Source organism: Actinospica acidithermotolerans, assembly GCF_018139625.1.
Classification (GTDB): domain Bacteria; phylum Actinomycetota; class Actinomycetes; order Streptomycetales; family Catenulisporaceae; genus Actinospica; species Actinospica acidithermotolerans.
Map to the genome: position 1 here is coordinate 1 of NZ_JAGSOH010000032.1, position 26156 is coordinate 26156.

Annotated in this window: 21 protein-coding genes; 10 read left to right on the forward strand and 11 right to left on the reverse strand. The window is 71.8% G+C overall.

What is annotated here, in order from left to right; genetic code table 11:
* Nucleotides 1-777: M56 family metallopeptidase (locus KDK95_RS13320; RefSeq protein WP_212518442.1), on the forward strand; the 777-nt coding region annotated here is incomplete at its 5' end.
* Between the two features lie 197 nt (nucleotides 778-974).
* Nucleotides 975-1610 carry a DedA family protein gene (locus tag KDK95_RS13325; RefSeq protein ID WP_212518443.1) on the forward strand — a complete coding sequence of 212 codons (636 nt, stop codon included), beginning with the start codon at nucleotides 975-977 and terminating at the stop codon, nucleotides 1608-1610.
* Between the two features lie 59 nt (nucleotides 1611-1669).
* Here KDK95_RS13325 and KDK95_RS13330 read toward each other — a convergent pair whose 3' ends face one another.
* Nucleotides 1670-2185: a gluconokinase gene (locus KDK95_RS13330; protein WP_249161133.1), complete on the reverse strand. Its 516-nt coding sequence runs from the start codon at nucleotides 2183-2185 to the stop codon at nucleotides 1670-1672.
* A 120-nt stretch (nucleotides 2186-2305) separates the two neighbouring features.
* On the opposite strand from KDK95_RS13330, the gene KDK95_RS13335 reads away from it, so the two are divergent.
* The 3 genes from KDK95_RS13335 (at nucleotide 2306) to KDK95_RS13345 (ending at nucleotide 7528) form a co-directional block, all read left to right on the forward strand.
* On the forward strand, nucleotides 2306-2476 hold the full coding sequence (locus KDK95_RS13335) for a hypothetical protein (RefSeq protein ID WP_212518444.1): 171 nt from the start codon (nucleotides 2306-2308) through the stop codon (nucleotides 2474-2476).
* A 267-nt stretch (nucleotides 2477-2743) separates the two neighbouring features.
* Nucleotides 2744-4069: an aspartate--tRNA(Asn) ligase gene (gene aspS, locus KDK95_RS13340; RefSeq protein WP_212518445.1), complete on the forward strand. Its 1326-nt coding sequence runs from the start codon at nucleotides 2744-2746 to the stop codon at nucleotides 4067-4069.
* 345 nt (nucleotides 4070-4414) lie between these two features.
* Nucleotides 4415-7528 carry an EAL domain-containing protein gene (locus KDK95_RS13345; RefSeq protein WP_212518446.1) on the forward strand — a complete coding sequence of 1038 codons (3114 nt, stop codon included), beginning with the start codon at nucleotides 4415-4417 and terminating at the stop codon, nucleotides 7526-7528.
* A gap of 90 nt (nucleotides 7529-7618) precedes the next feature.
* On the opposite strand, the gene KDK95_RS13350 is transcribed toward KDK95_RS13345, so the two are convergent.
* Both KDK95_RS13350 and KDK95_RS13355 read right to left on the reverse strand, forming a co-directional pair.
* Nucleotides 7619-8851: an MFS transporter gene (locus tag KDK95_RS13350; RefSeq protein ID WP_212518447.1), complete on the reverse strand. Its 1233-nt coding sequence runs from the start codon at nucleotides 8849-8851 to the stop codon at nucleotides 7619-7621.
* Nucleotides 8852-9000: 149 nt separating this feature from the next.
* Complete coding sequence (locus KDK95_RS13355; protein ID WP_212518448.1) at nucleotides 9001-9861, reverse strand: aldo/keto reductase; 861 nt, start codon at nucleotides 9859-9861, stop codon at nucleotides 9001-9003.
* Nucleotides 9862-9982: 121 nt separating this feature from the next.
* Here KDK95_RS13355 and KDK95_RS13360 point away from each other — a divergent pair, with 121 nt between their 5' ends.
* Both KDK95_RS13360 and KDK95_RS37685 read left to right on the forward strand, forming a co-directional pair.
* Nucleotides 9983-10858 carry a LysR family transcriptional regulator gene (locus KDK95_RS13360; RefSeq protein WP_212518449.1) on the forward strand — a complete coding sequence of 292 codons (876 nt, stop codon included), beginning with the start codon at nucleotides 9983-9985 and terminating at the stop codon, nucleotides 10856-10858.
* Between the two features lie 7 nt (nucleotides 10859-10865).
* Nucleotides 10866-11672: an Fpg/Nei family DNA glycosylase gene (locus tag KDK95_RS37685; RefSeq protein ID WP_212518450.1), complete on the forward strand. Its 807-nt coding sequence runs from the start codon at nucleotides 10866-10868 to the stop codon at nucleotides 11670-11672.
* Nucleotides 11673-11810: 138 nt separating this feature from the next.
* Here the strand turns inward: KDK95_RS37685 and KDK95_RS13370 are convergent, their stop codons facing one another.
* A complete protein-coding gene (locus KDK95_RS13370) occupies nucleotides 11811-12170 on the reverse strand; it encodes a DUF6204 family protein (RefSeq protein WP_212518451.1) in 360 nt (119 codons plus the stop codon).
* An 83-nt stretch (nucleotides 12171-12253) separates the two neighbouring features.
* On the opposite strand from KDK95_RS13370, the gene KDK95_RS13375 reads away from it, so the two are divergent.
* Nucleotides 12254-13240: an LLM class F420-dependent oxidoreductase gene (locus KDK95_RS13375; protein WP_212518452.1), complete on the forward strand. Its 987-nt coding sequence runs from the start codon at nucleotides 12254-12256 to the stop codon at nucleotides 13238-13240.
* A gap of 252 nt (nucleotides 13241-13492) precedes the next feature.
* Here the strand turns inward: KDK95_RS13375 and KDK95_RS36930 are convergent, their stop codons facing one another.
* From KDK95_RS36930 to KDK95_RS13405, 6 genes are all read right to left on the reverse strand, one after another.
* On the reverse strand, nucleotides 13493-14116 hold the full coding sequence (locus KDK95_RS36930; RefSeq protein ID WP_212518453.1) for a TetR/AcrR family transcriptional regulator: 624 nt from the start codon (nucleotides 14114-14116) through the stop codon (nucleotides 13493-13495).
* A gap of 37 nt (nucleotides 14117-14153) precedes the next feature.
* Nucleotides 14154-14930, reverse strand: coding sequence for an enoyl-CoA hydratase family protein (locus KDK95_RS13385; protein ID WP_212518454.1), 777 nt, complete (start codon nucleotides 14928-14930; stop codon nucleotides 14154-14156).
* Between the two features lie 48 nt (nucleotides 14931-14978).
* Nucleotides 14979-16142: an acyl-CoA dehydrogenase family protein gene (locus KDK95_RS13390; RefSeq protein WP_212518455.1), complete on the reverse strand. Its 1164-nt coding sequence runs from the start codon at nucleotides 16140-16142 to the stop codon at nucleotides 14979-14981.
* Nucleotides 16139-18070, reverse strand: a complete 1932-nt coding sequence (locus tag KDK95_RS13395) for an acetyl/propionyl/methylcrotonyl-CoA carboxylase subunit alpha (protein ID WP_212518456.1) — start codon at nucleotides 18068-18070, stop codon at nucleotides 16139-16141. Before KDK95_RS13395 ends, KDK95_RS13390 begins: the two co-directional genes overlap by 4 nt.
* A 71-nt stretch (nucleotides 18071-18141) precedes the next feature.
* Nucleotides 18142-19746: an acyl-CoA carboxylase subunit beta gene (locus tag KDK95_RS13400; RefSeq protein ID WP_212518457.1), complete on the reverse strand. Its 1605-nt coding sequence runs from the start codon at nucleotides 19744-19746 to the stop codon at nucleotides 18142-18144.
* Nucleotides 19743-21515: an acyclic terpene utilization AtuA family protein gene (locus KDK95_RS13405; RefSeq protein WP_212518458.1), complete on the reverse strand. Its 1773-nt coding sequence runs from the start codon at nucleotides 21513-21515 to the stop codon at nucleotides 19743-19745. The genes KDK95_RS13400 and KDK95_RS13405 overlap by 4 nt, the downstream gene beginning before the upstream one ends.
* Nucleotides 21516-21682: 167 nt before the next feature.
* On the opposite strand from KDK95_RS13405, the gene KDK95_RS13410 reads away from it, so the two are divergent.
* The gene (locus KDK95_RS13410) at nucleotides 21683-22324 is read left to right on the forward strand and encodes a dihydrofolate reductase family protein (protein WP_212518459.1); all 642 of its coding nucleotides are present in this window, start codon (nucleotides 21683-21685) and stop codon (nucleotides 22322-22324) included.
* A gap of 360 nt (nucleotides 22325-22684) precedes the next feature.
* Here KDK95_RS13410 and KDK95_RS13415 read toward each other — a convergent pair whose 3' ends face one another.
* A complete protein-coding gene (locus KDK95_RS13415; RefSeq protein ID WP_212518460.1) occupies nucleotides 22685-23965 on the reverse strand; it encodes an RICIN domain-containing protein in 1281 nt (426 codons plus the stop codon).
* Nucleotides 23966-24384: 419 nt separating this feature from the next.
* On the opposite strand from KDK95_RS13415, the gene KDK95_RS13420 reads away from it, so the two are divergent.
* Nucleotides 24385-25863: a dihydrolipoyl dehydrogenase family protein gene (locus KDK95_RS13420; protein WP_212518461.1), complete on the forward strand. Its 1479-nt coding sequence runs from the start codon at nucleotides 24385-24387 to the stop codon at nucleotides 25861-25863.
* Nucleotides 25864-26156 lie beyond the last annotated feature (293 nt).

The window sequence follows — 26156 nt, forward strand, 5'->3', positions numbered from 1 at the left end:
GCGGTGGCGCTGGGGGCCGCGGTGCTCGCGGCGGTGGCGTTCGCGGTTCGGCGGGGGCGGGCGCTGGCCGACGCTTGGAGGCACGCCCAATCGCTGCCGGGGCACGGCGAGCTCGTGGTGACCGGGGACGCGGCGGCGGACGCGTATGCGGTGCCGGGGTGGCCCGGGCGGATCGTCGTGTCGGAGGGGATGCTCGGCGCGCTCGACGATCGTGGGCGGGCCGCGTTGCTCGCGCACGAACGTGCGCACCTGAAGAACCACCATCACTGGTTCACGGCGGTTGCGCGCCTGTCGGCTGCGGCGAATCCACTGGTCAGGCCCCTTGCGTCGGCAGTTGAGTACGCCGTCGAGCGTTGGGCGGACGAGGCGGCCGCTGCGGAGGTCGGCGATCGGCAGCTCGTGGCGCGAGCGATCGCCAGCGCAGCGATGGCGGCGAAGGCCACCCGCGCCGCATCCGCAATGGGCGGCGCCCTCGGGGCCCTCGGCTCGGGAATCTGCGCGAGGGCGAGCGGGCGTGGGCAGATCGCGCAGTTCAGCGTCGGAGGACGGCGGCCGTTCGCCTGGTTGGCGGGCCGCGATCAGCGGCTCGCCGGCGCTGGGCCGGTTCCCCGGCGAGTGGCGGCATTGCTCGCACCGGCGCCCACGTCGCGCGGCGGTCTGGCCACGCTCGCGGCAAGCCTCCTGTTCCTCGGGGCCGTGACCGTCTGCGCCCTGGTGGCAGCCGACCACCTGCAGGATCTTCTCTCTTTCGCCCACGCGACCGTAGACCGGGGCTAGACCGGGACTAGACCGAGTTCTGGGCCTGGGCTGGTCCGCGGCCGCGCACGCGGAGGTCGACCCGGGCTGGGGCACACCGTTTCTCTCCAGCTTCTCCCCAGCCGGGCGTCGCCGTTGAAGCACGCAATCCTCTACACTGCTGTAAAAGTTCTACAGCGGCGTAGATTTGATCTCGAACCGGCCGGAGGGCCCACTCCATGCACTATCTGGCGTTCGACCCGCTCAGCGCGAACGGCTATCTCTCCAGCCTCGGCGCGTTCGGGGTGTTCCTTGTGCTCTTCGCCGAGACGGGGCTGCTTGTCGGGTTCTTCCTGCCGGGGGATTCGCTGCTGTTCACGGCCGGATTGCTGTGCACGACGTCGGCGGGCGGGAGCAGTGTGCATCTGAGCCTCGCGGCGGTGATCCCGGCGGCGATCGCGGGGGCGCTGCTCGGGGCGCAGGTCGGGTATGTGATCGGGAAGCGGGGCGGGCGGCCGTTGCTCGCGCGGAGTGAGAACAAGCATCTGCAGCGCGGGATCGAGCGAGCCGAGGAGATCCTGGAGCGCTACGGGCAGGGCAAGGCGATTGTGCTGGCTCGCTTCATTCCGGTCGTGCGCACGGTGCTCAACCCGCTCGCGGGCATCCTCGAGGTGCCCACGCGCACGTTCGTGCTCTGGCAGTCGATCGGCGGCGTGGTCTGGGTCGTCGGCGTCACACTCGCCGGGTACGCGCTCGGCTCCAGCATTCCGAACATCGACAAGTATCTGCTGCCGATCATCGCGGTCATCGTCGTCATCTCGCTGATTCCGCTGGCGTTGGAGCTGCGCCGCTCCCGCCGCAGCAGCGAGGGATAGCCGGCGAGGCGGGCGCGGCGGCGCGGTCAGGCCGGGTCAGGCCGGGTCAGGGGTGCCGCTCAGCCGAGGGCGGCGAGGATGTCGGCTACGACGTCGTCGGGGGTGGAGTCGGCGGTGATCGGGACGTCCAGCACGTGCTCGTCGGGGTCGGGCGCTTCCAGGTCACGGTACTGACTCGCCAGCAGGTCGGCTGGGAAGAAGTGGCCTGCGCGCCTGGCCAGCCGGGCGCCGACGAGGTCGGCCGGGGCGTCCAGGAACACGAAGCGGACGTTCGGCCGGCCCGTGCGGAGCTCGTCGCGGTAGGCGCGCTTGAGTGCGGAGCACGTGACCACCGCGGGGTGCTCTTCGGCGGTCGCCTCGTCGATGAAGGCGCCGATGGCCCTGAGCCAGGGCTCGCGGTCGGCGTCGGTGAGGGGCAGGCCGGAGGCCATCTTGGCGACGTTGGCGGGCGGGTGGAAGGCGTCGGCCTCGGCGTACACCCAGTCGAGGCGCTTCGCGAGAAGGGTGCCTATCGTCGTCTTGCCGCTGCCGGACACGCCGCACACGAGCAGCACCGGGACCTGGTTCGCCATCATGATCTGAAAAAATACGCCATCGGCGGCTGCCCGGTCTCCCGGCGGAATGCGGCGACGAGGGCGCTGGCCGACTCATACCCGACCCGCCTGGCCACACGGTCGACGGCCGCTCCTGCCACGGTGCTGACCCGGCTTCAGATGCTCGGGTTCGCGCAGATCACGGTGGTCCTGGACGAGAAGCTCAAGTTCACCGCCAGGAAGGCGGCCGCGAAGGTGGCCCCGCGAAATGCGGTTGCGGGACGAGGCGCCGAGGATCTAGCCTCGTCGCAACGCGCTGACGGAGACGAGTAGCCGCACCGGTTCAGGCAGTAGGAGAGAGCCGCCCCCAGGCTGAGAGGGCCCGGCACTGCCTCGGTCGGCGAAGACCCTCCCGAGTGCGGGGAGGAACGGAGCCGCCGTGCCGCGCGGCTCCCCATGCCCCGCCGGCCGGCCCCCGTCATCGGGCCGATTTCGAGGCCGCCGCCGTCGTACGGCAGCGGCGGCGAAGGTGCGGTGGTACCGCGAGTCCCCTTCTCGCCCGCACCCCCAAGGGATCACCACACATGTGAAGGCACTGTGATGATCTCCATCCCATCCACCGGCTCCGCGGAGCGGGTCCTGATCAGCGAACTGCCCGCGTGCGCGGACCGGCCGGTGTCCGTCGAGGGCTGGCTGCACCGGCGGCGCACGCTGAAGACGGTCACCTTTCTCGTCCTGCGCGACCGGACCGGTCTCGTCCAGGCCGTGCTGCGCGAGCCGCATGCGAGCGCCCTCGAGCATCTGACCGAGGAGAGCGTGCTGCGGGTCAGCGGGATCGTTAAGGCGAACAGGCAGGCTCCGGGCGGAATCGAACTGATCGAGCCGCACGTGGCCGTGCTCTCCGGCAGCACCGAGCCGGCCCCGTTCGACCTGTATCGGCCGACCGTTCCCGCGACGCTGCCGACGATCCTCGACCACTCCCCGGTCACCCTGCGGCATCCGCGACTTCGTGCGCCGCACGTGATCGCGGCCGCCTCCGTGGCCGGCTATCGGGCGGCGTTGGACGGGCTCGGGTTCACCGAGATCCACACGCCGAAGATCGTCGGGTCATCGACCGAGTCCGGCGCGAACGTCTTCGAGGTCGACTACTTCGGCACGCGCGCATACCTGGCGCAGTCCCCGCAGTTCTTCAAGCAGATGATGGTCGGCGTCTTCGAACGCGTCTACGAGACCGGCCCGGTCTTCCGCGCGGAGCCGAGTGACACGGCGCGTCACCTGGCGCAATACACGTCGCTGGACGCCGAATTGGGGTTCATCGACGACCACCGCGACGTGATGGAGGTGCTGCGCGAGGCCGTGGACGGCATGCTCTCCGCGGTCCGCGAGCGGGCGCAGGAGGAGTGCGAACTGCTCGGAGCGCGGCTGCCCGAGGTTCCAGCGCGGATCCCGGAGATCCATTTCGCGCAGGCGCAGGAGCTGCTGGCCGCGCACACGGCGCAGGACCCGCGCGGCGAGCCCGACCTCGCTCCGGCGCACGAGCGCTGGCTGTGCGAGTGGGCGGCGCGCGAGCACGGCAGCGAGTTCCTGTTCGTGACCGGCTACCCGATGCGCAAGCGGCCGTTCTACACGCACGCGGAGCCGGGCCGGCCCGAGTACTCGAACAGCTTCGACCTGCTGTTCCGCGGGCTGGAGATCGTCACCGGCGGGCAGCGGCTGCACAAGTACGAGGACTACGTCGCGGCGCTCGCGGAGCGCGGCGAGGGCGTCGAGGCGTACGAAGGCTACCTGCAGGCGTTCCGGCGCGGGATGCCGCCGCACGGCGGGTTCGCTATGGGGCTCGAACGCTGGGTGGCTCGGTTGGTCGGCGCGGAGAACGTTCGGCTCGCGACGCTCTTCCCGCGCGACATCACGCGGCTGAGCCCCTGACGGGGGATGAGCTCGAAGGGGTAAGGGAGCTGCCTCGAACGGGGCGGCTCCCCCTCGCCGCGTGCCGGATCTGCGTCGGGACCGGCGCGAGGCCGAAGTGGTCGGGGTCCGCGGCCGACCAGTTTGCGGCCGCCCAGTTTGCGGCCGCCGAGTCCGCGGCCGGCGCGCGGCGGCGACCCTGGCCGCCTGGAAGCGGTGGACGCGGAGCGACCAGGCCAAATCGTTACCTCACGGACTTCTCATGAATTCTGGACACTACATTATGTACTGGTATAGTCACTCGGGCCTGACCTCCGGACATAGGGTGAATATCTGAACTCGCTGTGCTTGGGAGGCTGATCCGCCTTGTCCCGCATCGAGGACCGAACGCTGCACCGGATCATCCGGTACGGGATCTGCCTCACAGCGCTCCTGCTCGCAGGGGCGCTCTCCTCGTCCGCCCGCCTGGCGACCTGGCCGGCCGCGGCGCTCCTCGCGCTGTCCGCGGTCTGCGTGGGCCCGGCGGTGAACCGCTCCGCCCGGCGCCGCGCGTGGTGGACCACGGCCGTCCTGCTGGCGGTCAACGCCGCGTGGATCATCACCGCGGTCGTCAATCACGGACATTCCGTCTATAACGGATCATTCGCCACCGGAAAGGTCATCCTGGCCTATCTGGTGACGGGGATCGCGGTGATGCTGACGATCACCGGGCGGATCCGCCGCTCGACCTGGCTCGGCGAGGTGGACCTGCTGGTCCTGCTCGTCACGCTCACGGCGCTGATCTGGACGCAGCTCGTCCTGCTGCTCACCCATGACTCGGCGAACACCGGCTCGTGGATCGCGATCATGGCCGCGTACGCGGCGGTCGACGTGATCGTGCTGGCCGCGCTGCGCCGGGAGCTGCGCCGCGAGCTGCCCGCCCCGCTGCGCGTCTGGGCGCTCGTGGCCGGCGCGCAGATGATGCTGCTGGCGGTGATCGGGTTCCTGATCACGCACCACGGCGGCGTCCACCTGCCGGACTACTGGTCCACGGCGATGCGCCTGATCTGGCTGACCGGCCTGGGACTGGTCGGCGGCTTCGCGATCATCCCCGCCCCGGCCGCCGCCGAGCCGAGCCGGGACGCGGCGCCCGCGGCGTGGTCCGCGACCTTCACCTCGGCCCCGATCGCCCGGCCGACGGCCGCGACCGCGACGCTGCTGTTCGTCGTGCTGCTCGGGCCGCCGCTGGAGATCGCCGAGCCCGACATCGCGGGCTTCGTGATGCTGCTGCTGATCGTCGTGGTCGCGCTGCTGCTGCGCGACGCGCGGCGCCGCGCGAAGACCGACGAGACGATCCGCGAGATCGCCGTCGCGCTGGCCGGGGCTCCGGACACGGCGCACGTGCTGGCGTCCACGATGTCGGCCGTCGCGGCGTGCCCGGCGACGCGGCGGCACGGCGGGATCGTGGTGTGCGCGAACGGCCCCGAGGGTCCGGCCGCCACGGCCACGCTGGCGGCGGACCAGGCGGCCGCCGAACGCGCCACGGACGACGCGCGGCCGGTCGCGCGGATCGGCCGGGTGCTCGCCGGGCGCCCGCACATCACCGTCGTCCCGCCGGGCCAGCCCTCTGACATGGCCCAGCTGGCGATCGGCGTGGTGGGCGAGGTCTCCGCGCTCGGTGCCGGCCGCGCGCCGCTGGAGCTGCTCGCCGCGCAGGCGAGCCACGCCCTCGACCGGGTCCGGCTGACCGCCGAGCGCTCCCGCCGGGCCGGCGAGGCGCAGTTCCAGACGCTGGTGCGCAACGCCGCGGACGTGATCATGATCGTCACCGGCAGCGGGGCGGTGCGCTTCGCCAGCACCTCGGCGCGCGAGCTATTCGGTGAGTTCGACCCCTCGCGGGCCTGGGCCGAGGACGTGTTCGGCGAGGTCAACGCGCGGGCCGTGCGGCACCGCTTCACACTCCCCTACGACGAGTCCGACGAGCAGGTCCCCGAGTACTGGACCGTCGAGCGCGGCAAGGACGCACTGGAGCTCGAGGTGCGGTTCGCGGACCTGCGCCAGGATCCGACCGTGCGCGGCATCGTGCTGACCATAAGGGACGTCACCGAGCAGAAGCGGCTGCAGCGGGAGCTGGAGTACCTCGCGTTCCACGACTCACTCACCGACATCGGCAACAGCCACCGCTTCGTCGCGCAGCTCGACGCGGCGCTCGCGCAGCCGCGCTCCTCGGCGCCCGGTTCGGCCCCGGTCGTGGCGATGCTGCAGATCAACAACCTCTGGGACATCAACAACCTGCGCGGCCTGGACATACTGAACAAGGTGACGGTCGCGGTGGCCCGGCGGCTCGAGGCGCTGACCGGCGCTCCCGCCCGGATCACCGGGGCCGTGTTCGGCGCGCTCGTGGTGCCCGACGAGTGCGGCTGCCACGACGCCGAGTCGCTGGCCAGGCGCCTGCAGATGGAGCTGTCGCGGCCGATCGAGATGGACGCCGACCTGGTCACGCCCGAGGTGATCGTCGGCACGGTGCCGCTGGTCGCGATCGGCAGCGCGCACGACGCGATCAGCCGGGCCGGGCTGGCGATGGCCGAGGCGAAGAACGACCTCCGGCGGCCCTGGCGCGCCTATCAGCAGTCGATGTCGGAGCGGGCCGTGAGCCGGTTCGCGCTGCGCAACGACCTGTCGACCGCGCTCGCCGGGAACGCGCTGAGCCTGCACTACCAGCCGGTCGTCGACATGAAGACGGGCGGCGTGGTCGCGTTCGAGGCGCTCTCGCGCTGGCAGCACCCGCTGCAGGGCGCGATCCCGCCGGACTCCTTCGTGCCGCTGGCCGAGGAGACGGGCCTGATCGTGCCGCTCGGACGCTGGGCGCTGCGGCAGGCGGTCGCCGACTTCGAGCACCTGCGGCAGCTGGCCACGCCGCCGTGCCGCTTGCTGCGGGTCGCGGTGAACGTATCGGCGCTGCAGCTCGCGGAGCCGGACTTCACGGCTGACGTCGCGGCCGTGCTGGAGTCGAGCGGGATGGCGCCCGCGTCGCTGTGCCTGGAGATCACGGAGAGCTCGGTGATCGACGGCACCGGCCGGACGCTGGAGGCGCTGCGCGATCTGAAGTCGATGGGCGTCTCCCTCGCGATCGACGACTTCGGCACCGGGCACTCGGCGCTCAGCTACCTGCCGGACATGCCGTTCGACGTGCTGAAGGTGGACAAATCGTTCATCGACACGATCAACACGTCCACGGCGCGGGCCGAGATCGTGCGGGGCATCGTCGGCATGGCGGCCGCCGTGGGCATGCGCGTGGTGGCCGAGGGCATCGAGACGCGCGAGCAGGCGCAACTGCTCAGGGAAGCGTCGTGCCACTACGGCCAGGGCTATCTGTACTCGAAGCCGCTGCCGCTGGCGAAGGCCGTCAGCGAGTTCGGTCCGGCGCAGGAGCCCAAGCCGCCGCAAGCGCGCGCGAACAACGGCCACCACGTGAAGCGGCCGAGCGTCGGCCTCGCGTAGACGGTGACCGGCGGACGGTAGACGGGCGGCCGGTAGACGGCTGTCGTCCGATCAGGCGTCGAAGTCGATCCGCCCGGAGCCCGTGGCCGGTCAGTTCACCTTGGCAAGCTGGTCGCTATCACGAGCCTCCGGCAGGAGCACGGACTCGCGTCCGTGCCGGCGCTCGACGAAGGTGGCGGCGACGGCCAGGCCGAGGCCGATGACGACGAGGATCCCGGCGACGAAGTTGGGCGAGCTGTATCCGTAGCCTGCGGAGATGGCCAGGCCCGCCAGGTACGCGCCGAGGGAGTTGGCGATGTTGAAGGCCGCCTGGATCGAGGCGGCGGCCAGGTTCGGGGCGCCGCCGGCGAGCGCGATGATGCGGCCCTGCATCGTGGGCAGGCCCGCGAGCGACGTGAGCGGGAACAGGAAGATGGCGATGGCCGCCGTGACGCGGTTGTGGTCGGCGCCGAGGAAGGCGAACGCGACGACGATCTCCGCCACCAGCGAGAGCAGCAGGGTCCGGGTCGGGAACCGGTCGGCTATTCGGGCGCCGGCCAGGTTGCCGACCGTCATGCCGAGGCCGAACAGGACGAGCAGCCAGGTGATGCTGGAGTCCGCGTATCCCGTCACGTTCGTCATCATCGGCGTGATGTAGCTGAAGGTGGCGAACAGCCCGCCGCCGCCGAGCATCGCGATGCCGAGGACGAGCCAGACCTCCGCCTTCGCGAAGGCCCGCAGCTCGTGCACGATCGAGACCTCGTGCTCCGGGTCGGCCGGGGCCGCGTCGCCGGGCACTGCGACGGCGATGGCGGCGACGGCCAGCAGGCCGATCACGCCGACGATCGCGTAGACCGCGCGCCAGCCGGTGTGCTGGCCCAGGATCGTGGTCAGCGGCACGCCGACGATGTTCGCGACGGTGAGCCCGGCGAACATCACGGCCATCGCGCTGTTCTTGCGATTCTTCTCGACGAGTGACCCGGCGACGACCGCGCCAGCGCCGAAGAACGCGCCGTGCGGCAGGCCTGAGACGAAGCGGCCGAGCATCACCAGGCCGAAGGTCGGGGCGGCGGCGGAGAGCAGGTTGCCCGCCGCGAACCAGCTCATCAGCACCAGCAGCACGGTCTTGCGCCGGAAGCGCACCGACGCGGCGGTCAGCAGCGGGGCGCCGACCACCACGCCGAGCGCGTAGACCGAGATCAGCTGCCCGGCCCGCGGGATCGAGACGGACAGGTCGGAGGCCACCTGCGGCAGGAGGCCCATCATGACGAATTCGCCGGTGCCGATGGCGAATCCGCCGACGGCGAGGGCGAGCAGGGCACGGCGGACGTCGCCGGTGAGCATTGCGCTGGCCAACTTTCCGTGAGGACGGCAGTTTCAGGTGAGAGTCGGCGACAGCGCTGTCACCCTCCGGAACAGCGCGAACGGCGAGCCCGGCTATTCCCGCTGTGGACTTAACGTCTCTGATTTCAAGCGGCGGCGAAGGCGGCCCTCTACGCGGCGTCGAGGCGGCCGAGCTCCTCGGCGCCGAGCGTGAGCGACGCGGCGGCGACCGAGTCGCGGATCGTCTCGGGCCGCGAGGAGCCGGGGATCGGGACGACGGCCGGCGCCTTGGCCAGCATCCAGGCAAGGCAGACCTGCTGCGGGCTCACCCCGTGCGCGGCTCCGATCTCCGCGTACACGGCGAAACGGTCGCCGAGGCCGGCGGCGCGGGAGATGCCGCCGAGCGGGCTCCAGGGCAGGAAGGCGAGGCCGAGCTCGTTGCACAGCTCGAGTTCCGGCTCGCTGGAGCGGAACGCGGGCGAGAACTGGTTCTGCACGCTGACCAGGTCCTCGCCGAGGATCTCGCGCGCCTGCCTGATCTGCGCCGGGTTCGCGTTGGAGATGCCGGCGCGCACGATCTTGCCCTCGTCGAGCAGTTCGCGCAGCGCGCCGACGGAGTCGGCGAACGGCACGCGCGGGTCGGGCCGGTGGAACTGGTAGAGCCCGATCGCCTCGACGCCGAGGCGCTTGAGCGAGGCCTCGCAGGCCTGCTTGACGTACGCCGGGTCGCCGTTCTGGGTCCAGGAGCCGTCGCCCGGGCGCAGGTGGCCGCCCTTGGTGGCGATCAGCACGCCCGAGGTGTCGCCGCCGTAGCTCGCGAGGGCGCCGGCGATCAGGCTCTCGTTGTGCCCGACCTCGTTGGCGTCGCGGTGGTACGAGTCCGCGGTGTCGATCAGCGTGACGCCCGCGTCGAGCGCCGCGTGGATCGTGGCCACGGACCGCTGCTCGTCCGGCCGCCCCTCGATCGACATCGGCATGCCGCCGAGCCCGATCGCGCTGACTTCCCGGTCACCGATCCAGCGAGTCTGCATGATGGGTTGACTCCTCCAAGGTCGTACGAATTCCCTCATCAAGACTCGCGGTTCGGGGATTAGTCTGTCCAACAGAAAATAATGATCCCACTGAGCACTCGCACTGATAGGTCCGTGAACCGTGGAACTGAGGCAGCTCGAGCACTTCGTCGCCGTGGCGCAGGAGTGCCACTTCACCCGTGCGGCGCAGCGTCTGCACATCGCCCAATCGGGTCTCTCGGCCTCGATCCGATCGCTCGAGAAGGAGCTGGGAGCCACGCTGTTCCTGCGCAGCACGCGGCAGGTGCAGCTCACGGCCGCGGGCCAGGCGCTGCTCGTCGAGGCGCTGCGCGCGCTGTCGGCGAGCAGCGCGGCGAAGGAGGCCGTCGCCGCGGTCCAGGGGCTGCTGCGCGGCTCGCTCTCGATCGGCTCGCTCCAGTGCCTGCACGCCGTCCACCTGCCGACGCTGCTCACCGGCTTCCTCAGCGACCACCCGGGCCTCGAGATCCGGCTGCGCCAGGGCGGCTCCGAGGAACTGATCGAGCACGTGCGCACCGGACGCCTGGACATCGCCTTCGTCTCGCGGCCCGCGCGCGACCCCGAGAACGTGCTCGTCAGCGCCCTCGACAGCGAGAACCTCGTCCTGGCCTGCGCGCCCGGGCACCCGGCCGCCGCGAAGCCGCGGGCCAAGCTGCAGGACCTGATGGACGAGCAGTTCGTCGACTTCCCGCCCACCTGGGGCACGCGCGACCTCGCGGACCGGGTGCTCTCGGCGGCGGGCGTCGAGCGGCGGGTCTCGCTGGAGGTCACGGACGTGCACTCGCTGCTCGACCTCGTCGCCTGCGCCCTCGGCGTCGCACTCGTCCCGAGCTCGTTCTCCGTCAAGAACAGCCGGGTGCGCTTCATCCCCCTCGACGGCGAAGTCCCTGCGTGGGAGACGGTCAGCGTCACCGCCGACCCGCCGAGCCCGGCCGCCGCGGCGCTTCTGGTGCAAGTGCACGCCGCGCAGGTGAAATGATGGGGACGTGCCCGAGGGAGACACGGTCTATCAGACGGCGGCGCGCCTCGACGATGCGCTGGCAGGACGCGAACTGACGCGCAGTGACCTGCGGGTGCCGAGGCTCGCGACGGTCGACCTCACCGGCGACGTCGTCGAAACCGTCCAGTCGCGCGGAAAGCACCTGCTGATGCGGCTGGACAACGGCTGGACCCTGCACTCGCACCTGCGGATGGAGGGCTCCTGGCGCATCTTCGAGGCCGGCGAGCCGTGGCGCGGCGGGCCCTCCCACCAGATCCGCGCCATCCTCGGCACCGCCGCCCGAACGGCCGTCGGATACCGCCTCCAGGTCCTCGAAATGCTGCGGACGGCGGAGGAGCACCGCGCCATCGGCCACCTCGGACCCGACCTGCTCGACCCCGCCTGGAGCGGCCCGCTCGCCGACGAGGCGGTCCACCGGCTGCGGGCGGCCCCGGAGCGCCCGGTCGGCGAGGCGCTGCTCGACCAGCGCAACCTGGCCGGGATAGGGAACGTCTACAAGTCAGAGCTCTGCTTCCTCAGCGGCGTCACCCCGTGGACCCGGGTCGCCGAGGTCCCCGACTTGGCGCGCCTGGTCGACCGCGCCCACCGCCTCCTCGTCGCCAACCGCGACCGCCCGATGCGCATCACCACCGGCGAGACCCGCCCCGGCCGCAACCTCTGGGTCTACGGCCGCAAGCGCGGCGAGTGCCTGCGCTGCGGCACCCCCGTCCGCTCCGCCGACCAGGGCCCGGCCGGCGAGAAGCGCGTCACGTACTGGTGCCCGCGCTGCCAGCAGGGCCCGGGACCGGCTTAGCCCGCGGCTCCGCGCGTCGTCCGACGGCGGGTCAGCGGCGTCACGCATCGCCCGACGGCGGGTCCGCGGCGTCACGCATCGCCCGACGGCGGTTCGGCGGCTCCGCGCGTCGTCCGACGGCGGGTCCGCGGGGCGCGCCTACGCCTGCGTCTTGCGGATCTGCTGCTTCTGCCGCTTGCCGAGGGCGGCCTGCGAGAGGTCCTCGGCCTGGGACTTGAGGTTCTTGTAGGCGTAGCCGTGCTGCTCGAGCCAGGCCTGCGCGGACTGCTCGGCGCGCTCGGCGGCGAGCAGGATGTCGGCCTCGTCCTCGCCGGAGTCCTCGAAGCGGAAGGTGAAGGCCGGGCGCGCGGCGATGTCGTATGTGAGGTGGCCCTCGCGGGTGTACGTCGCCTCGAGGATGTCGTGGGCCGCGGCGTCGGCGAGAAGCGCGGCGCGCTGGTCGGCGCCGAGGTCGGCGAAGGTGCCGCGGACGGTGATGCGGAAGGTGCGAGAGGTCACCCGGGGATCGTAGCCGCGCGATCCGGATCGATCACCGGATTATCGCGGCCGAGGTAGTTGACCATGGAACTAAGCTGGGGGCCATGCGCTTCGGATTGTTCATTCCCCAGGGCTGGCGGCTCGACCTGGCCGGCATCGCCCCCGCGGACCACTGGTCGACGATGCTGGACGTGGCCCGCTTCGCCGAATCCGGTCCCTACGAGTCGATCTGGGTCTACGACCACTTCCACACCACCCCCACGCCGACGGACGAGGCCACGCACGAGGCGTGGACCCTGATGGCCGCGTTCGGCGCGGCGACCTCGCGGGTGCGGCTCGGCCAGATGTGCACGTGCATGGGGTACCGGAACCCGGCTTACCTCGCGAAGGTCGCGGCGACCGTGGACATCGTGTCCGGCGGGCGCGTCGAGATGGGTATCGGCGCGGGCTGGTACGAGCACGAGTGGCGGGCGTACGGATACGGATTCCCCCGCGCCGGCGAGCGGCTGCAGCAGCTCGACGAGGGCGTGCAGATCATGCGCCAGCTGTGGACCGAGGGCGTGGCGACGCTGAACGGCAAGCAGTACCAGGTGGACGGCGCGATCTGTCGTCCGCTGCCGCTGCAGGAGGGCGGCATCCCGCTGTGGATCGCGGGCGGCGGCGAGCGCAAGACGCTGCGGATCGCGGCGCAGTACGCGTCGTACACGAACTTCGACGGCTCGCCCGAGGGATTCGCGCGGAAGTCGGAGCTGCTCGCCGAGCACTGCCGCGAGGTGGGCACGGACTACGACGCGATCGTGCGCTCGGCGAACTACAACGTCATCATCGGCGAGACCGAGAAGGACGTGCGGGACAAGATCGCCTGGTACCGCTCGCACCTCGAGCCGCTGCTGCCCGCGGACGTGCTGGAGAGCCGGTTCCAGGGCTACACCGACGGCCCGCTGGTCGGCACGGTGGAGCAGGTCGCGGAGAGGCTCGCCGAGCTGCGGAAGCTCGGCATGTCGTACGCGATTCTCTACTTCCCGGAGATCGCGTACGACCGCTCCGGCGTCGAACTGTTCAACCGTCAGGTCGCGGCCGAGCTGGCCTAGAACCCTCGAAAGTTCCCAGGGCCGAGCGGCGTGTACTCCCCGTTTTCGTCGGTGCGCGCCGATAGCTTACTCGGCTGACGAGGCACATCGCGGTTCCTCTCGGACAGGGGACGAGGGGAGCCGGGTTGCCGTCACCGCCACCGTCGTGACGCCGGATCACCTGACGCGGAGTCGCTGCGGCGTGGTGGTCAGCGCGGTGATCGGCGGCGTGCTGCGGTGGCGGCGGTCGCTCACCGCGTTGGACGGGAACTGTCAGCCTTCTGCGAGGGCGGCGTCGAGGATGGCGGACCAGCGACGCACTACGCGGGCGCGGCGGGCGGAGTCGTCGGTGAGCAGGTTGGCCAGGCCCAGGCCGCGGGCCATGTCGAGGGTGGCCTGGACGGCCTCGCGGGTGCCGGAGGCGTGCTCGTCCACACCGAGGAAGGCCACGGCGGTCCGGTGCGCCTCACGGCCGACGCGGTTCTCCAGGGCTACGACGCGCTCGCGCAGCGGCTCCTCGGTGGCCGCGGCGACCCACAGGTGCAGCGCGGCCTTGAAGGACTGGTCCATGTACATCCGCACGAGCAGGTCCACGACGGCCTCGGTGCGGGCCGGGCCGTGGGCGGGCAGGGCCGCCTGCCGGCCGCGCAGGAAGGCGATGCGCTCGTCGGCGACGTGCTCGATCGCGGCTGTGAACAGGTCCTCCCGGGTCGGGAAGTGGTGCTGGAGCGCTCCTCGGGTCACGCCGGCGCGCTCGGCCACGACGGCGACCGTGCTGCCCGTCCAGCCGAGTTCGGCGAGGCATTCGATCGCCGCTTCGAGCAGCCGCTGCCGGGTCGCGCGGCTGCGGTCCTGCTGCGGCGCCCGGGTCGGCGCCGCGTCCACGTTCGTCGTCATCGCTCGCTACTTCTGAACTCGTGCCACTGTGTCGTCACTACTGCGCCCAGGATGGGGGCCGGCGCTCGAGGAACGCGCGCATGCCCTCCTGCGCCTCGGCGGAGCCGAACAGGCGCGAGGACGTCTCGACCATCGCGTCGCCGTACCGGTCGAAGGCGGCGAGGACGTCGGTGGTGACCAGGCGCTTGGTCTCGGCGAGTCCCTGCGGCGAGGCCTTGCGCATGCTGTCGAGGTACTCGTCGCAGGCGGCGTCGAGGCTGTCGTCCTCGGCGGCGGCGTAGGTGATCAGGCCGATCCGCGCCGCTTCGTGCGCGTCGAAGACGCCGCCGGTCAGGTACCAGGCGGACGCCGCGCGCGGGTCCAGGCGCACAAGCAGCGGCAGCGAGATGACCGCGGGGGCGAGGCCGAGTTTGACCTCGGTGAACGCGAACGTGGACTTGGGGCCGGAGACCGCGATGTCGCACGCGCCGGCCAGGCCGAGCCCGCCGGCGCGCACGTGGCCGTTGATCCTCGCGACGACCGGCTTGCCGAGCTCGACGATCGTGCGCATCAGCGCGACCAGGTTGCGGGGCCCGCTGGCCGGGTCGCTGCCGGTGACCTCCTTGAGGTCCGCTCCCGCGCAGAAGACCGAGCCGGTGTGCGTCAGAACGACCGCTCGCACATCCTTGTCGCCGTCGGCCTGCGCGAGGCCCTCGGAGAGCTCGGCGACGAGGCGGGTGGACAGGGCGTTGCGATTGGCCGGGGAGTCGAGCGTCAGGGTGACGACGCCGCGGTCCAGGCTCCGGCGGACCAGCGGTTCCTGCTGTTCGGACATGAGCTCCGTTGCACCTTTCCTTCAGCGCGCTAACGACGCGGCTCGCGTCTAGTACGACTTCGGCAGCCCCAGCGTGTGCTGGGCGACGAAGTTGAGGATCATCTCCCGGCTTACCGGCGCCACTCGCGTGACACGTGCGAAGTTGATCAACGCAGCTAAACCATACTCCTGCGTGAGGCCGTTGCCGCCGAGCGTCTGCACGGCCTGGTCGACCGCGTGGGTGACCGCCTCGGCGGCCGCGTACTTGGCCATGTTCGCGGCCTCGCCCGCGCCGAGGTCGTCGCCGGCGTCGTTGAGCAGCGCGGCCTTCTGCGTCATCAGCCGGGCGAGCTCGACCTCGATCTTGGCTTGCGCGAGCGGGTGCGCGATGCCCTGATGCGAGCCGATCGGGCCGCGGAAGACGGTCCGCTCCCTGGCGTACGCGACCGCCTTGTCCAGCGCGTGCCGGGCGATGCCGTTCGCGAGGGCCGCGACCATGATCCGCTCCGGGTTGAGGCCGGCGAACACCTGGGCGATTCCCGCGTCCTCGTCGCCGACGAGCGCGTCGGCGGGCAGCCGGACGTCGTCGAGGTAGAGCTCGAACTGCCGGTCGGGCGAGATCAGCTCCATCGGGATGGCCCGGTACTCGAAGCCCGGCGCCTCGCGCGGGACGATGAAGAGCGCCGGCTTGAGCTTGCCCGTCCTGGCGTCCTCGGTGCGCGAGACGATCATCGTGGTCGCGCAGTTGTCCACGCCCGAGATGAAGACCTTGCGGCCCTTCAGGATCCAGTCGGCCCCGTCGCGGCGAGCGGTCGTGGTGATGGCGTGCGAGTTGGAGCCGGCGTCCGGCTCGGTGATCCCGAAGGCCATCCGCTCGGTTCCGTCGGCGAAGCCGGGCAGGAAGCGCTGCTTCTGCGCCTGCGTGCCGAAGCGCGCGATGATGCTGCCGCAGATCGCCGGGGTGACGACGAGCAGCAGCAGCGGGCAGCCGGCCGCGCCGAGCTCCTCCTGCACGATGACGAGGTCCGCGATGCCCCCTCCCCCGCCGCCGTACTGCTCCGGCAGGCTGACGCCGAGGTAGCCGAGCTTCCCGGCCTCCAGCCACAGCTCGTTCGAGTCCTCCCCGGCGCGACCCTTCCCTTGCATGTACGCCGAGCCGTAGCGCTTGCCCAGCGCCGCGACGGCGCTCCGCAGCGCGCGGCGTTCCTCGCTCTCGAACGGGAACTCGGTCATGACTGCGGGCCCTCCTTGGGTTCCACAACAGCGAGAATCGCGCCGACGGATACCTGCTGGCCTGCCGTGACGTGCACCTTGGCGAGTACCCCGTCGGTCGGCGCGGCGACGAGGTGCTCCATCTTCATCGCCTCCAGCCACAGCAGCGGCTGGCCGGCGGATACGACGCCGCCTTCGGCCGCCGCGACGCGCGCGACGGTGCCGGGCATGGGAGCGAGCAACGACCCGGGGCCGGGCTTGGCCGACGTATCCGGGAAGCGGGACACGGGGCTGAGCGCGACGCTCATGCCGGGTGCGTCGATGTGGATGGAGGCGTCGTCGTACGTTGCGACGCGGAACGTACGGCGGATGCCGCGCTCGTCGAGGACGACGCTGTCCGGCGCGCTGGAGATGAGGTGGACGTCGGCGAGCCCGTCGGCGCGCAGACCGTCGCGGGTCAGCCGGTAGCGGACCTCGTGCTCGGTTCCGTCGCCGTCGAGATAGCGTTTCACCTGCGGTTGCGCGGCGAGATTGCGCCAGCCGGCCGGGACTGCGACCGGCTGCGGGCCGGTGTACGACGCGGCTTCGGCAAGGGCTGCGGCGAGCGGTGCCAGCGGGCTGACGGTGCTCGCGGCGAACAGGTCGACGGCGTGGTCGGCGAGGAAGGCGGTGTGCACTTCGCCCGCGAGGAACGCGGGGTGGGTGAGGGCTCTGGCGAGCAGGTCCCGGTTCGTCGTGAGGCCGTGGATGCGCGCGGCGGCGAGCGAGTGCGCGAGCAGGCGCGCGGCCTCGTCGCGGGTCTCCGCCCACGCGATGACCTTGGCGAGCATCGGGTCGTACTCGACACCGACGACGGTCCCGGCCTCGACCCCGCTGTCCACGCGGATTCCAGGCGCAGAAGGGATCTCGAAGCGGCGCACGGTCCCGGTACAGGGCCGCCAGTCGCGGGCGGGGTCCTCGGCGTAGAGGCGGGCTTCGATCGCGTGGCCTCGGGGCGTCGGCGGCTCGGGCGGCAGGGCGCGGCCCTCGGCGATGCGCAGCTGCCAGGCGACGAGGTCGAGGCCGGTCACGAACTCCGTCACCGCGTGCTCGACCTGGAGGCGCGTGTTCATCTCGAGGAAGTAGAACCGGCCGTCGGGGGCGAGCAGGAACTCCGCCGTGCCGGCTCCGACGTAGCCGATCGCCTTCGCCCCGGACGAGGCCGCGTCAGCCAGGGCGCGACGTGTCTCGTCGGTCAGGCCCGGTGCCGGAGCCTCCTCGATGACCTTCTGGTGGCGGCGTTGGAGCGAGCAGTCGCGCTCGCCGAGCGTCCAGACGGTGCCGTGGGTGTCCGCGAGGATCTGGAGTTCGACGTGCCGGCCGCGCTCGACGTACGGCTCGCAGAACACTTCATCGGAGCCGAACGACGCCGCCGCTTCGGCTCGGGCTCCGGCCAGCGCCTCCGGCACGGCGCCGAGGTCGCGGACGATCCGCATTCCGCGTCCGCCGCCGCCGGACGCCGCCTTGATCAGCAACGGAAGGTCGGCGGACGTGGCCGACTCGGGTGCCACGGCCGAGAGAATCGGGACTCCGGCGGCGGCCATCAGCTTCTTGGCGCGCGTCTTCGAGCCCATGTCCGCGATGACCGCCGGCGGCGGGCCGATCCAGGCGAGGCCCGCGTCGAGGACCGCCTGCGCGAAGCCGGCGTTCTCGGAGAGAAAGCCGTAGCCGGGGTGGACTGCGTCGGCGCCGGCGTCGAGCGCGGCGCGGACGATCAGGTCGCCGCGAAGGTACGTCTCGGACGAGGCTTTGCCTGGCAGCCGGACCGCGAGGTCGGCCTCGCGGACGTGCGGCGCGTGCGCATCTGCGTCTGAGTACACGGCGACCGTCGCGATGCCGAGTTCACGGCACGTGCGAAAGATCCGGCGCGCGATCTCACCGCGGTTGGCGACCAGGAGCGACGTGATCACCGCAGCCTCACCTCTTTTGGAAGACGCAGCCGTATCCGATCGTGGACGGCGACGTGATGCAGCGACATGGCTCACATCCGGAAGACGCCGTAGCCGCGGGCGCCTTCGATCGGGGCGTTGTGCGCCGCGGACAGGCACAGGCCGAGGACGGTCCGCGTGTCGCGCGGGTCGATGACGCCGTCGTCGTACAGGCGGCCGGAGAGGAACGCGGGCAGCGACTCGGACTCGATCTGCTGCTCGACCAGCGCGCGCATCGCGGCGTCGCCCTCCTCGTCGAACGGGCGCCCGCTCGCCGCCGCCGATTGCCGCGAGACGATCGAGAGCACCCCGGCGAGCTGCTGCGGGCCCATGACGGCGCACTTGGCGCTGGGCCAGGCGAACAGGAATCTGGGTTCGAACGCGCGGCCGCACATCCCGTAGTGGCCCGCTCCGTAGGACGCGCCGATCAGGACGGAGATGTGCGGAACCCTGCTGTTCGAGACCGCGTTGATCATCGCGGAGCCGTGCTTGATCATGCCGCCCTGCTCGTATTCGCGGCCTACCATGTAGCCGGTCGTGTTGTGCAGGAAGAGCAGCGGGATGTCGCGCTGGTTCGCGAGCTGGATGAACTGCGCGGACTTCTGCGACTCCTCGCTGAACAGCACGCCGCGCGCGTTGGCGAGGATGCCGACGGGGTAGCCGTGGACGGTGGCCCAGCCCGTTGCGAGGCTCGGGCCGTAGAGCGGCTTGAACTCGTCGAAGTCCGATCCGTCGACGGTCCGGGCGATCACCTCGCGCGGATCGAACGGGGCCTTCAGGTCGCCGGGGACGATGCCGAGCAGCTCGTCCTCGTCGTGCTCGGGAGCGGGGGCGCTCCCCGACGCGAGGGGACCCGGACCGGACTTCGTCCAGTTCAGCCGGCTGACGATGCGGCGAGCGGCCCGGATCGCGTCGAGCTCGTCGACCGCGAAGTAGTCGGCTAGCCCGGAGACGCGCGCGTGCATCTCGGCGCCGCCCAGCGACTCGTCGTCGGACTCCTCCCCCGTGGCCATCTTGACCAGCGGCGGTCCGCCGAGGAACACCTTCGAGCGCTCCTTGACCATGACCACGTGGTCTGACATGCCCGGGATGTAGGCGCCGCCCGCGGTGGAGTTGCCGAAGACCACGGCCACGGTCGGGATCCCGGCGGCCGAGAGCCTGGTCAGGTCGCGGAAGACCGCGCCGCCGGGGATGAAGACCTCTTTCTGGCTGGGCAGGTCGGCCCCGGCCGACTCGACGAGGTTGACCAGCGGCAGGCGGTTGACGCGCGCGATCTCGTTGGCGCGCAAGGCCTTCCGCAACGTCCACGGATTGCTGGCGCCGCCGCGCACGGTCGGGTCGCTGGCCGTGATGACGCACTCGACGCCTTCGACGACGCCGATGCCGCTGACGAGCGCCGCGCCGACCGGGTACTCGGTGCCCCACGCCGCCAGCGGCGAGAGTTCGAGGAACGCGCTGTCAGGGTCGATCAGCAGCTCGATCCGCTCTCGCGCCAGGAGCTTGCCGCGCTTGCGGTGCCGCTCGACGTATTTCGGTCCGCCGCCGTCGAGCGCCTTGCCGTGCTCGGCGTCGAGGGCCTCGAGCTTGGCGAGCATGTCGAGGCGATTCGCCTGGTACGACTCGCTCGAAGGGTCCAGCCGCGTGGCGAGGATCGTCATCGCGCACGTCCCAGCAGTGCGACGGGGATGTCGAGGTGCCGAGAACGCAGCCACTCCCCCACAGCCTTGGCCTGGGGATCGAAGCGCACCTGCGCGCCCACGCCCTCGCCGAGCAGCCCCTGGACGACGAAGTTCACGGCCCGCAGATTCGGCAGCACATGCCGCGTGACCGGCAGACGGGCGACCTCCGGCAGCAGTTCGCGCAGCATGCCGACGGTGAGCGTGTGCGCCAGCCACGGCCACGCGTCCGCCGACCGCGCCCACAGGCCGATGTTGGCGTCGCCGCCCTTGTCGCCGCTGCGTGCCCCCGCGACCAGACCCAGGGGCGCGTGCCGCGTTGGGCCTGTTATCTTGCCGAAGGGTACCCCGGGCTCCGCGACCGGCTCCAGCTCCCGGGTGACCACCGGCGGCCGCACCGGCAGGCGCCGTCCATCCGGCAGCACGACGGCGTGGTCGACCTCTGCCGCACTGACGAATTCGGCCTCGAAGACACCGTACGGCGACGCATCGGCAGGCGGCGCCGTCACGTGGAAGCCCGGGTACCCGGCAAGCGCCAACTCGACCGCCGCGCTGCTCACGGCGCGCCCGACGAGGCGCGCGTCCGCGTCCCGGACCACGAGTCGCAGCACCGCGCTGGCCTGCTCCTCGCTCGGCGCGTCCGGCCGATCGGTGTGCACAAGCGTCCAGCGGACCTCGGCCGGCCGGCGATCGGTGAACGCGGCCTCCATCTGCTCGCGGACGAGTCCGGCCTTCGCCTCGATCTCCAGCCCGGTCAGCACGAACTCGACCTGGTTGCGGAAGCCGCCGACGCGGTTGAGCCCGACCTTGAGCGTCGGCGGCGGCGCCTCGCCCTTCACCCCCGTGATCTCGACCCGGTTCGGGCCGGCCTCGCGCAGCCGAAGCGTGTCCAGCCGCGTGGTCACGTCAGGGCCCGCATACCGCGCGCCCGACGTCTCGTAGAGCAGCTGCGCGGTGACGGTCTCGACGGTCACCGCGCCGCCGGTGCCGGGATGCTTCGTGATCACACTGCTGCCGTCGGACCGCAGCTCGGCGATCGGGAAGCCGGGATGGCGCGCGTCGATCTCGGCGAAGAAGGAGAAGTTGCCGCCGGTCGCCTGCGTGCCGCACTCCAGGACGTGGCCGGCGACGGTGGCGCCAGCCAGCGCGTCGAGGTCGTCACTCGTCCAGCCGAATCGTGCGATCGCCGGCCCGACGACGAGCGAGGCGTCCGTGACCCGGCCGGCGACGACCACGTTCGCGCCCGCCCGCAGCGCCTCGGCGATCCCGAACGCGCCGAGGTACGCGTTCGCCGCGAGCAGCCCGGGACGCTCGGCGAATCCCAGCTCGGCCGCGCGCGGGAACAGGTCGTCGCCCTGCACGTGCGCGATCTGCACCTCGACGCCGAGCCGGGCGGCGAGCTTGCGCAGCTCGTCGGCGAGGCCGGCCGGGTTGAGGCCGCCGGCGTTGGTGACGAGCGTGACGCCGCGGGCCGCGGCGATGCCGAGGCAGTCGCCCATCTGGCGCAGGAACGTCTTCGCGTAGCCGAGCGCCGGGTCCTTGCGCCGGTCCGCGGCGAGGATCGCCATGGTCAGCTCGGCGAGGTAGTCGCCGGTCAGCACGTCGAGCGGGCCGCCTTCCAGCTGCTCGCGGACGGCCGCGAGCCGGTCGCCGTAGAAGCCGGAGGCGTTGCCGATCCGCAGCGGGCCGGCAGCACCCGCGTGCGCGGCGCCGGAAGCTCCGACCGCGTGCCCAGCATCCTGATCCGCCATCAGACCCGTCTCCTCGCTCCGCGGACCCCGCCCGTGCCCACGCTTCCACCGGTCCGAGAAAAAATCAAGCGTGCTTGCTTGTTTTTCGCCCGGCGGCCGCGTGGTCCGCCCGCGTCTTCCCGGCGGTTGTCGGGAGGCGCCGCTACGCTGGGCGGCGAGGTGATGACATGTCCCGGGTCAGGGTGCACAATCTCGCGGTATCGCTCGACGGCTTCGCCACCGGCGAAGGCCAGAGCCTGGAGGATCCGTTCGGGCACGCGGGCCAGCGGCTCATGCAGTGGTTCTTGGCCACGAACAGCTTCCAGAGCATGCACGGCGCCGGAAGCGGACGTACCGGGATCGACGACGCGATCGCGAGCCAGTGGGCTCCGGGCATCGGCGCCGAGATCATGGGCCGCAACAAGTTCGGCCCGCAGCGCGGCCCGTGGCAGGACCACGAGTGGAAGGGCTGGTGGGGTGACGAGCCGCCGTTCCACACGCCGGTCTTCGTGCTCACCCACCACCCCCGGCCGTCACTGGAGATGGCGGGCGGCACGACGTTCCACTTCATCGACGCCGCGCCCGAGGAGGCGCTGCGCCAGGCGCGCGAGGCCGCGAACGGCCTGGACGTGCGCATCGGCGGCGGCCCGCGCACGGTCCGGCAGTTCCTCGCCGCGGACCTGGTCGACCACCTGCACGTGGTCGTCGTGCCCATCGTGCTCGGCCGCGGAGAGCGGCTGTGGGACGGCCTCGAGGGCCTCGAGGAGCGCTTCGAGATCGAGTCGACGACCACGCCCAGCGGCGTCACGCACCTCGTCTTCAGCCGGTGAGGTCTGGTCTGCGGCCGGTGAGGTCTGGTCTTCAGCCGGTGAGGACTGGTCTTCGGCCGGCGAGGTCGTCGGCTGGCGAGGTCCTCGGCCGGTTAGGGCTGGTCTTCAGCCGGTTAGGTCTGGTCTTCCGCCGGTGAGGCCTGCTCCTCGGCCGGCGAGGTCCTCGGCTGGTGAGGCCTTCGGCTGGCGAGGTTTCCGGCCGGTGAGGTCTGCGGCCGACCGGTGACGACGTCGGTCGGTACACCGTCCGCCGGACGGGTTGGCGTTGCCGGCTGGCGACGTGTCGGCGGACCGCCGGTCCGCCGGTCCGCCGGTGACGGGTCGCCTAGCCGGTGACGAATGGCCTGCCCGGCCGGCGGCTCAGTCCCAGAGCTGGGTCCCGTCGCTGCCGCAGTTCTGCAGCTGGACGTCCGCGCCCTGCGCCGCGGTGCCGCCGGCGACGTCGACGCACAGGCCCGAGTTCTTGCTGACGATCATGCCGTTGGACTGCACGGTCCACTCCTGGTTGGTGCCGCCGTTGCACGTCCAGACGTCCACCTCGGTGCCCGCGGTGGTGCCGAAGCCGTAGTCGTCGAGGCAGTCGGCGCCGTTGTTGATGGTGATCTGGCCGCCGCTGGTCAGCGTCCACTCCTGGGTGGGATCGGCGGTGCACGAGTCGGTCTGGACCTGGGCGCCGTCGCTGAACGAGCCGTCGCTGCTGGTGAGGCAGAGCCCTGACGACTGGCCCACCACCTCGCCGGGCACTCCTATCCCGATGGTCTGCGTGGCCGACGCGGAGGCCGAGGCGGACGCGGTGGCGCTCGCCGAGGTGGTGCCGGCGGTCGTCGGAATGCTGATCGTGTTCGAGGACGCCGACGCGCCCGCGGAGGCCGACGACGAGGCGTCGGCAGACCCCTGCGCCGAGGCGGTACCCGCGCTCGCGGCGTTCGCCGAGCCGCCGCTGTTCCCGCCGAGCGAGAGCAGCACGCCGACCACCAGCGCCGCGACCACGGCCGCCGCGCCGAGACCGAGCTCAGCGGGGTGCTCGCGCACGAACGCCGGCAGCCGCGAGTCCCCGCCGCCCGACCCGCCGCCGGGGCCGCCGCGGCGCGGGCCTTCGTAGGGGTCGTATTCGTCGGGAGACGGGTACTGGGCCTGGGGTTGGTTTGCGGAGGGGAAGTACTGTGTGGGGGCTGGTGAGCCGGGAACGTCGCGCGGGCCGGAGACGGGCTGCATGACGGAGGTCGGCTCATAGCCCCGGCCGGGTGTACCCCAGTTCGACGCGGGAGAAGGAGCCTGTGGCGGGATGTACTGCGTGGGCTGCTGCTGGAGCTGCTGCTGCGGCACGGCCGGCGGCACCACCTGCGTCGGCTGCTGCTGGCCGATCAGCTGCGTGGGCTGCTGCTGACCGATGGACTGCGTCGGCTGCTGCTGACCGATCAGTTGTGTGGGCTGCTGCTGGCCGATCAGTTGTGTGGGCTGCTGCTGACCGATCAGCTGCGTCGGCTGCTGCAGGAACGGCTGCTGCGGGACGACGGGCGGCACCAGCTGGGTGGGCTGCTGGCCGGGCTGTGGGAAGCTGCCGAGATACTGGGTCGGCTGCTGGACGCCGGGGAGGTACTGCGTCGGCTGGTTCGGCGCGGCGGCCTGCGCGGGCGCCACGGACGGTCCCGAAGCCCCGGACGGCCCCGACGCTGCGGACGGTCCCGACGCTCCGGGGTGTCCCGGCACACCTGGCTGGGCTGGGACTCCGGACTGTCCCGGAGCTCCGGACGCACCCGGCGCGCCGGGCCAACCGGGCTGCTGGAAGCTGCCGAGGTACTGGGTCGGCTGCTGGACGTCACCCCCGGGGTACTCGGTCGGCTGCTGAACGATCCACGCGTCGCTGTCGTCGGACCCGGTTCCGGGTCGCCAGGGGTCGCCGCTCACGAGCCGTCCGTCCTTCGTCCTCGTCCACGGACACCGCTTATCAGTGTCCGAGGCATTCTAAGGACTGTCTGAGGGCGTCGAGACCAGCCCGCCGTCGCCCGGTGACGGAAAATCCCGATTTCCATTAGATTGACCCCAAGGAGGCGCGACCTATGAACGAACTCCAGGCGCAGGACACCGATACGTGGGACGTGATCGTCATCGGCGCCGGTCCGGTCGGGGAGAACGCGGCGCAGTACGCCATCCAGGGCAGCGGCCGGACCGCCGTGCTGATCGAGGCCGAGCTGGTCGGCGGCGAGTGCTCGTACTGGGCGTGCATGCCGAGCAAGGCGCTCCTGCGGCCCATCGAGGTCCTCTCCGCCGCGCACGCCCTCCCGGGCGTGCTGGGCACCCGCCTGGATCCCGCGGGCATCCTGAAACGCCGGGACGCGGTCATCGGCAACCGCGACGACTCGGGCCAGGTCGAGTGGGCGAACGGCGCCGGGATCGACGTGATCCGCGGCCGCGGCAGGCTCGCCGGCGTGCGCACCGTGGAGGTGACGGAGCCCGACGGCACCGTGCGCGTCATTGAGGCCCGCCAGGCGGTCGTGCTGGCCACCGGCACCACGGCGGCGATCCCGAACGTCCCGGGGCTCGCCGCGGCCCGTCCGTGGATCTCCCGGGACGCCACGAACCTCGCCGAGGTGCCGCGCCGCGTGGCGGTCATCGGCGGCGGCGTGGTCGGCTGCGAGGCGGCCACTTGGCTGAGCTCGCTGGGGTCGAGCGTGACCGTCCTGCAGCAGGCGCCGCGCCTGCTGCCGCGCACCGAGGCCTTCGCGCACGAACTCGTCGCCAAGCGCCTCGAGGAGGCCGGAGTGCGCATCCGGACCAATGCGAAGGTCGAGCGGGTCGAGCGGCCCTCGGTGAACGAGGCGGGCGTCGGGCGGATCCACGGCGGTCCGGTGACGGTCACCGTCGACGGCGAGGAGCTCGCGGTCGACGAGGTGCTGGTCGCCGCCGGGCGCGTATTCGGGACGGGCGATATCGGCCTGGAGAACGTCGGCCTCGGCAAGCTCGCCGAGAACCACGCGCCGATCCCGGTGGACGAGCAGCTGACCGTGCGCGACGTGCCGGGCGACTGGCTCTACGCCGTCGGCGATGTCAATGGCCTGGCTCTGCTCACGCATATGGGCAAGTACCAGGCGCGGGTGTGCGGCGACGTGATCGCGGCGCGGGCCGAGGGCCGCCCGATGGACAGCGTCCGCTACCGCGACCTCGCCGACTCGCGCGCCGTGCCGCAGGTCATCTTCACCGACCCGCAGGTCGCCGCCGTCGGCATGAGCGAGCGGGAGGCCCTGGCCGCGGGCGTGGACGTGGAGACCGTCGAGTACGACCTCGGAGCCATCGCCGCGACCTCGATCCAGCGCCAGGACTACCGCGGCCGGGCGAAGCTGGTCATCGACCGCGAGGCGGACACGCTCGTCGGCGCGACGTTCGTCGGCCCCGAGGTCGCCGAACTGGTGCACGCGGCGACGGTCGCGGTCATCGGCCAGGTGCCGCTGGAACTGCTACGGCACGCCGTGCCCTCGTACCCGACCGTGTCAGAGATCTGGCTCCGCCTGCTGGAGAGCCGGGAGCCGCGCGTCTCTTAAGGCGCGGCAGCCCCCGCGTACCGGGCCTCGGCAGCCCCGCGTCCCGGGCCACGGAAGGCCCGGAAGCGCGGGGAGGCGCGAAGCCCGGCAGGCCTGTAGCGCGGAAGGTCTGAAGCGCGGAAGCGGCCCGGGTCCCGGGCCGCGGAAGGCTCGGAAGCGCGGGAGGCGTGAAGCCCGGCAGGCCTGAAGCGCGGCAGGCCTGAAGCGCGGAAGCGGCCCGCGTCCCGGGCCGCGGAAGGTCTGGAAGCGCGGGATGCGCGAAGCCCGGCAGGCCTGAAGCGCGGGAGGCCTGA

Excerpts from the sequence above, each read along its gene's own strand:
- KDK95_RS13330 (WP_249161133.1), bottom strand. The coding sequence starts at position 2,185 with ATGATGGCGAACCAGGTCCCGGTGCTGCTCGTGTGCGGCGTGTCCGGC.
- KDK95_RS13400 (WP_212518457.1), bottom strand. The coding sequence starts at position 19,746 with ATGACGATCCTCGCCACGCGGCTGGACCCTTCGAGCGAGTCGTACCAG.
- KDK95_RS36930 (WP_212518453.1), bottom strand. The coding sequence starts at position 14,116 with ATGACGACGAACGTGGACGCGGCGCCGACCCGGGCGCCGCAGCAGGAC.
- KDK95_RS13375 (WP_212518452.1), top strand. The coding sequence starts at position 12,254 with ATGCGCTTCGGATTGTTCATTCCCCAGGGCTGGCGGCTCGACCTGGCC.
- aspS (WP_212518445.1), top strand. The coding sequence starts at position 2,744 with ATGATCTCCATCCCATCCACCGGCTCCGCGGAGCGGGTCCTGATCAGC.
- KDK95_RS13420 (WP_212518461.1), top strand. The coding sequence starts at position 24,385 with ATGAACGAACTCCAGGCGCAGGACACCGATACGTGGGACGTGATCGTC.
- KDK95_RS13385 (WP_212518454.1), bottom strand. The coding sequence starts at position 14,930 with ATGTCCGAACAGCAGGAACCGCTGGTCCGCCGGAGCCTGGACCGCGGC.
- KDK95_RS13390 (WP_212518455.1), bottom strand. The coding sequence starts at position 16,142 with ATGACCGAGTTCCCGTTCGAGAGCGAGGAACGCCGCGCGCTGCGGAGC.
- KDK95_RS13410 (WP_212518459.1), top strand. The coding sequence starts at position 21,683 with ATGTCCCGGGTCAGGGTGCACAATCTCGCGGTATCGCTCGACGGCTTC.
- KDK95_RS13355 (WP_212518448.1), bottom strand. The coding sequence starts at position 9,861 with ATGCAGACTCGCTGGATCGGTGACCGGGAAGTCAGCGCGATCGGGCTC.
- KDK95_RS13325 (WP_212518443.1), top strand. The coding sequence starts at position 975 with ATGCACTATCTGGCGTTCGACCCGCTCAGCGCGAACGGCTATCTCTCC.
- KDK95_RS13350 (WP_212518447.1), bottom strand. The coding sequence starts at position 8,851 with ATGCTCACCGGCGACGTCCGCCGTGCCCTGCTCGCCCTCGCCGTCGGC.
- KDK95_RS13405 (WP_212518458.1), bottom strand. The coding sequence starts at position 21,515 with ATGGCGGATCAGGATGCTGGGCACGCGGTCGGAGCTTCCGGCGCCGCG.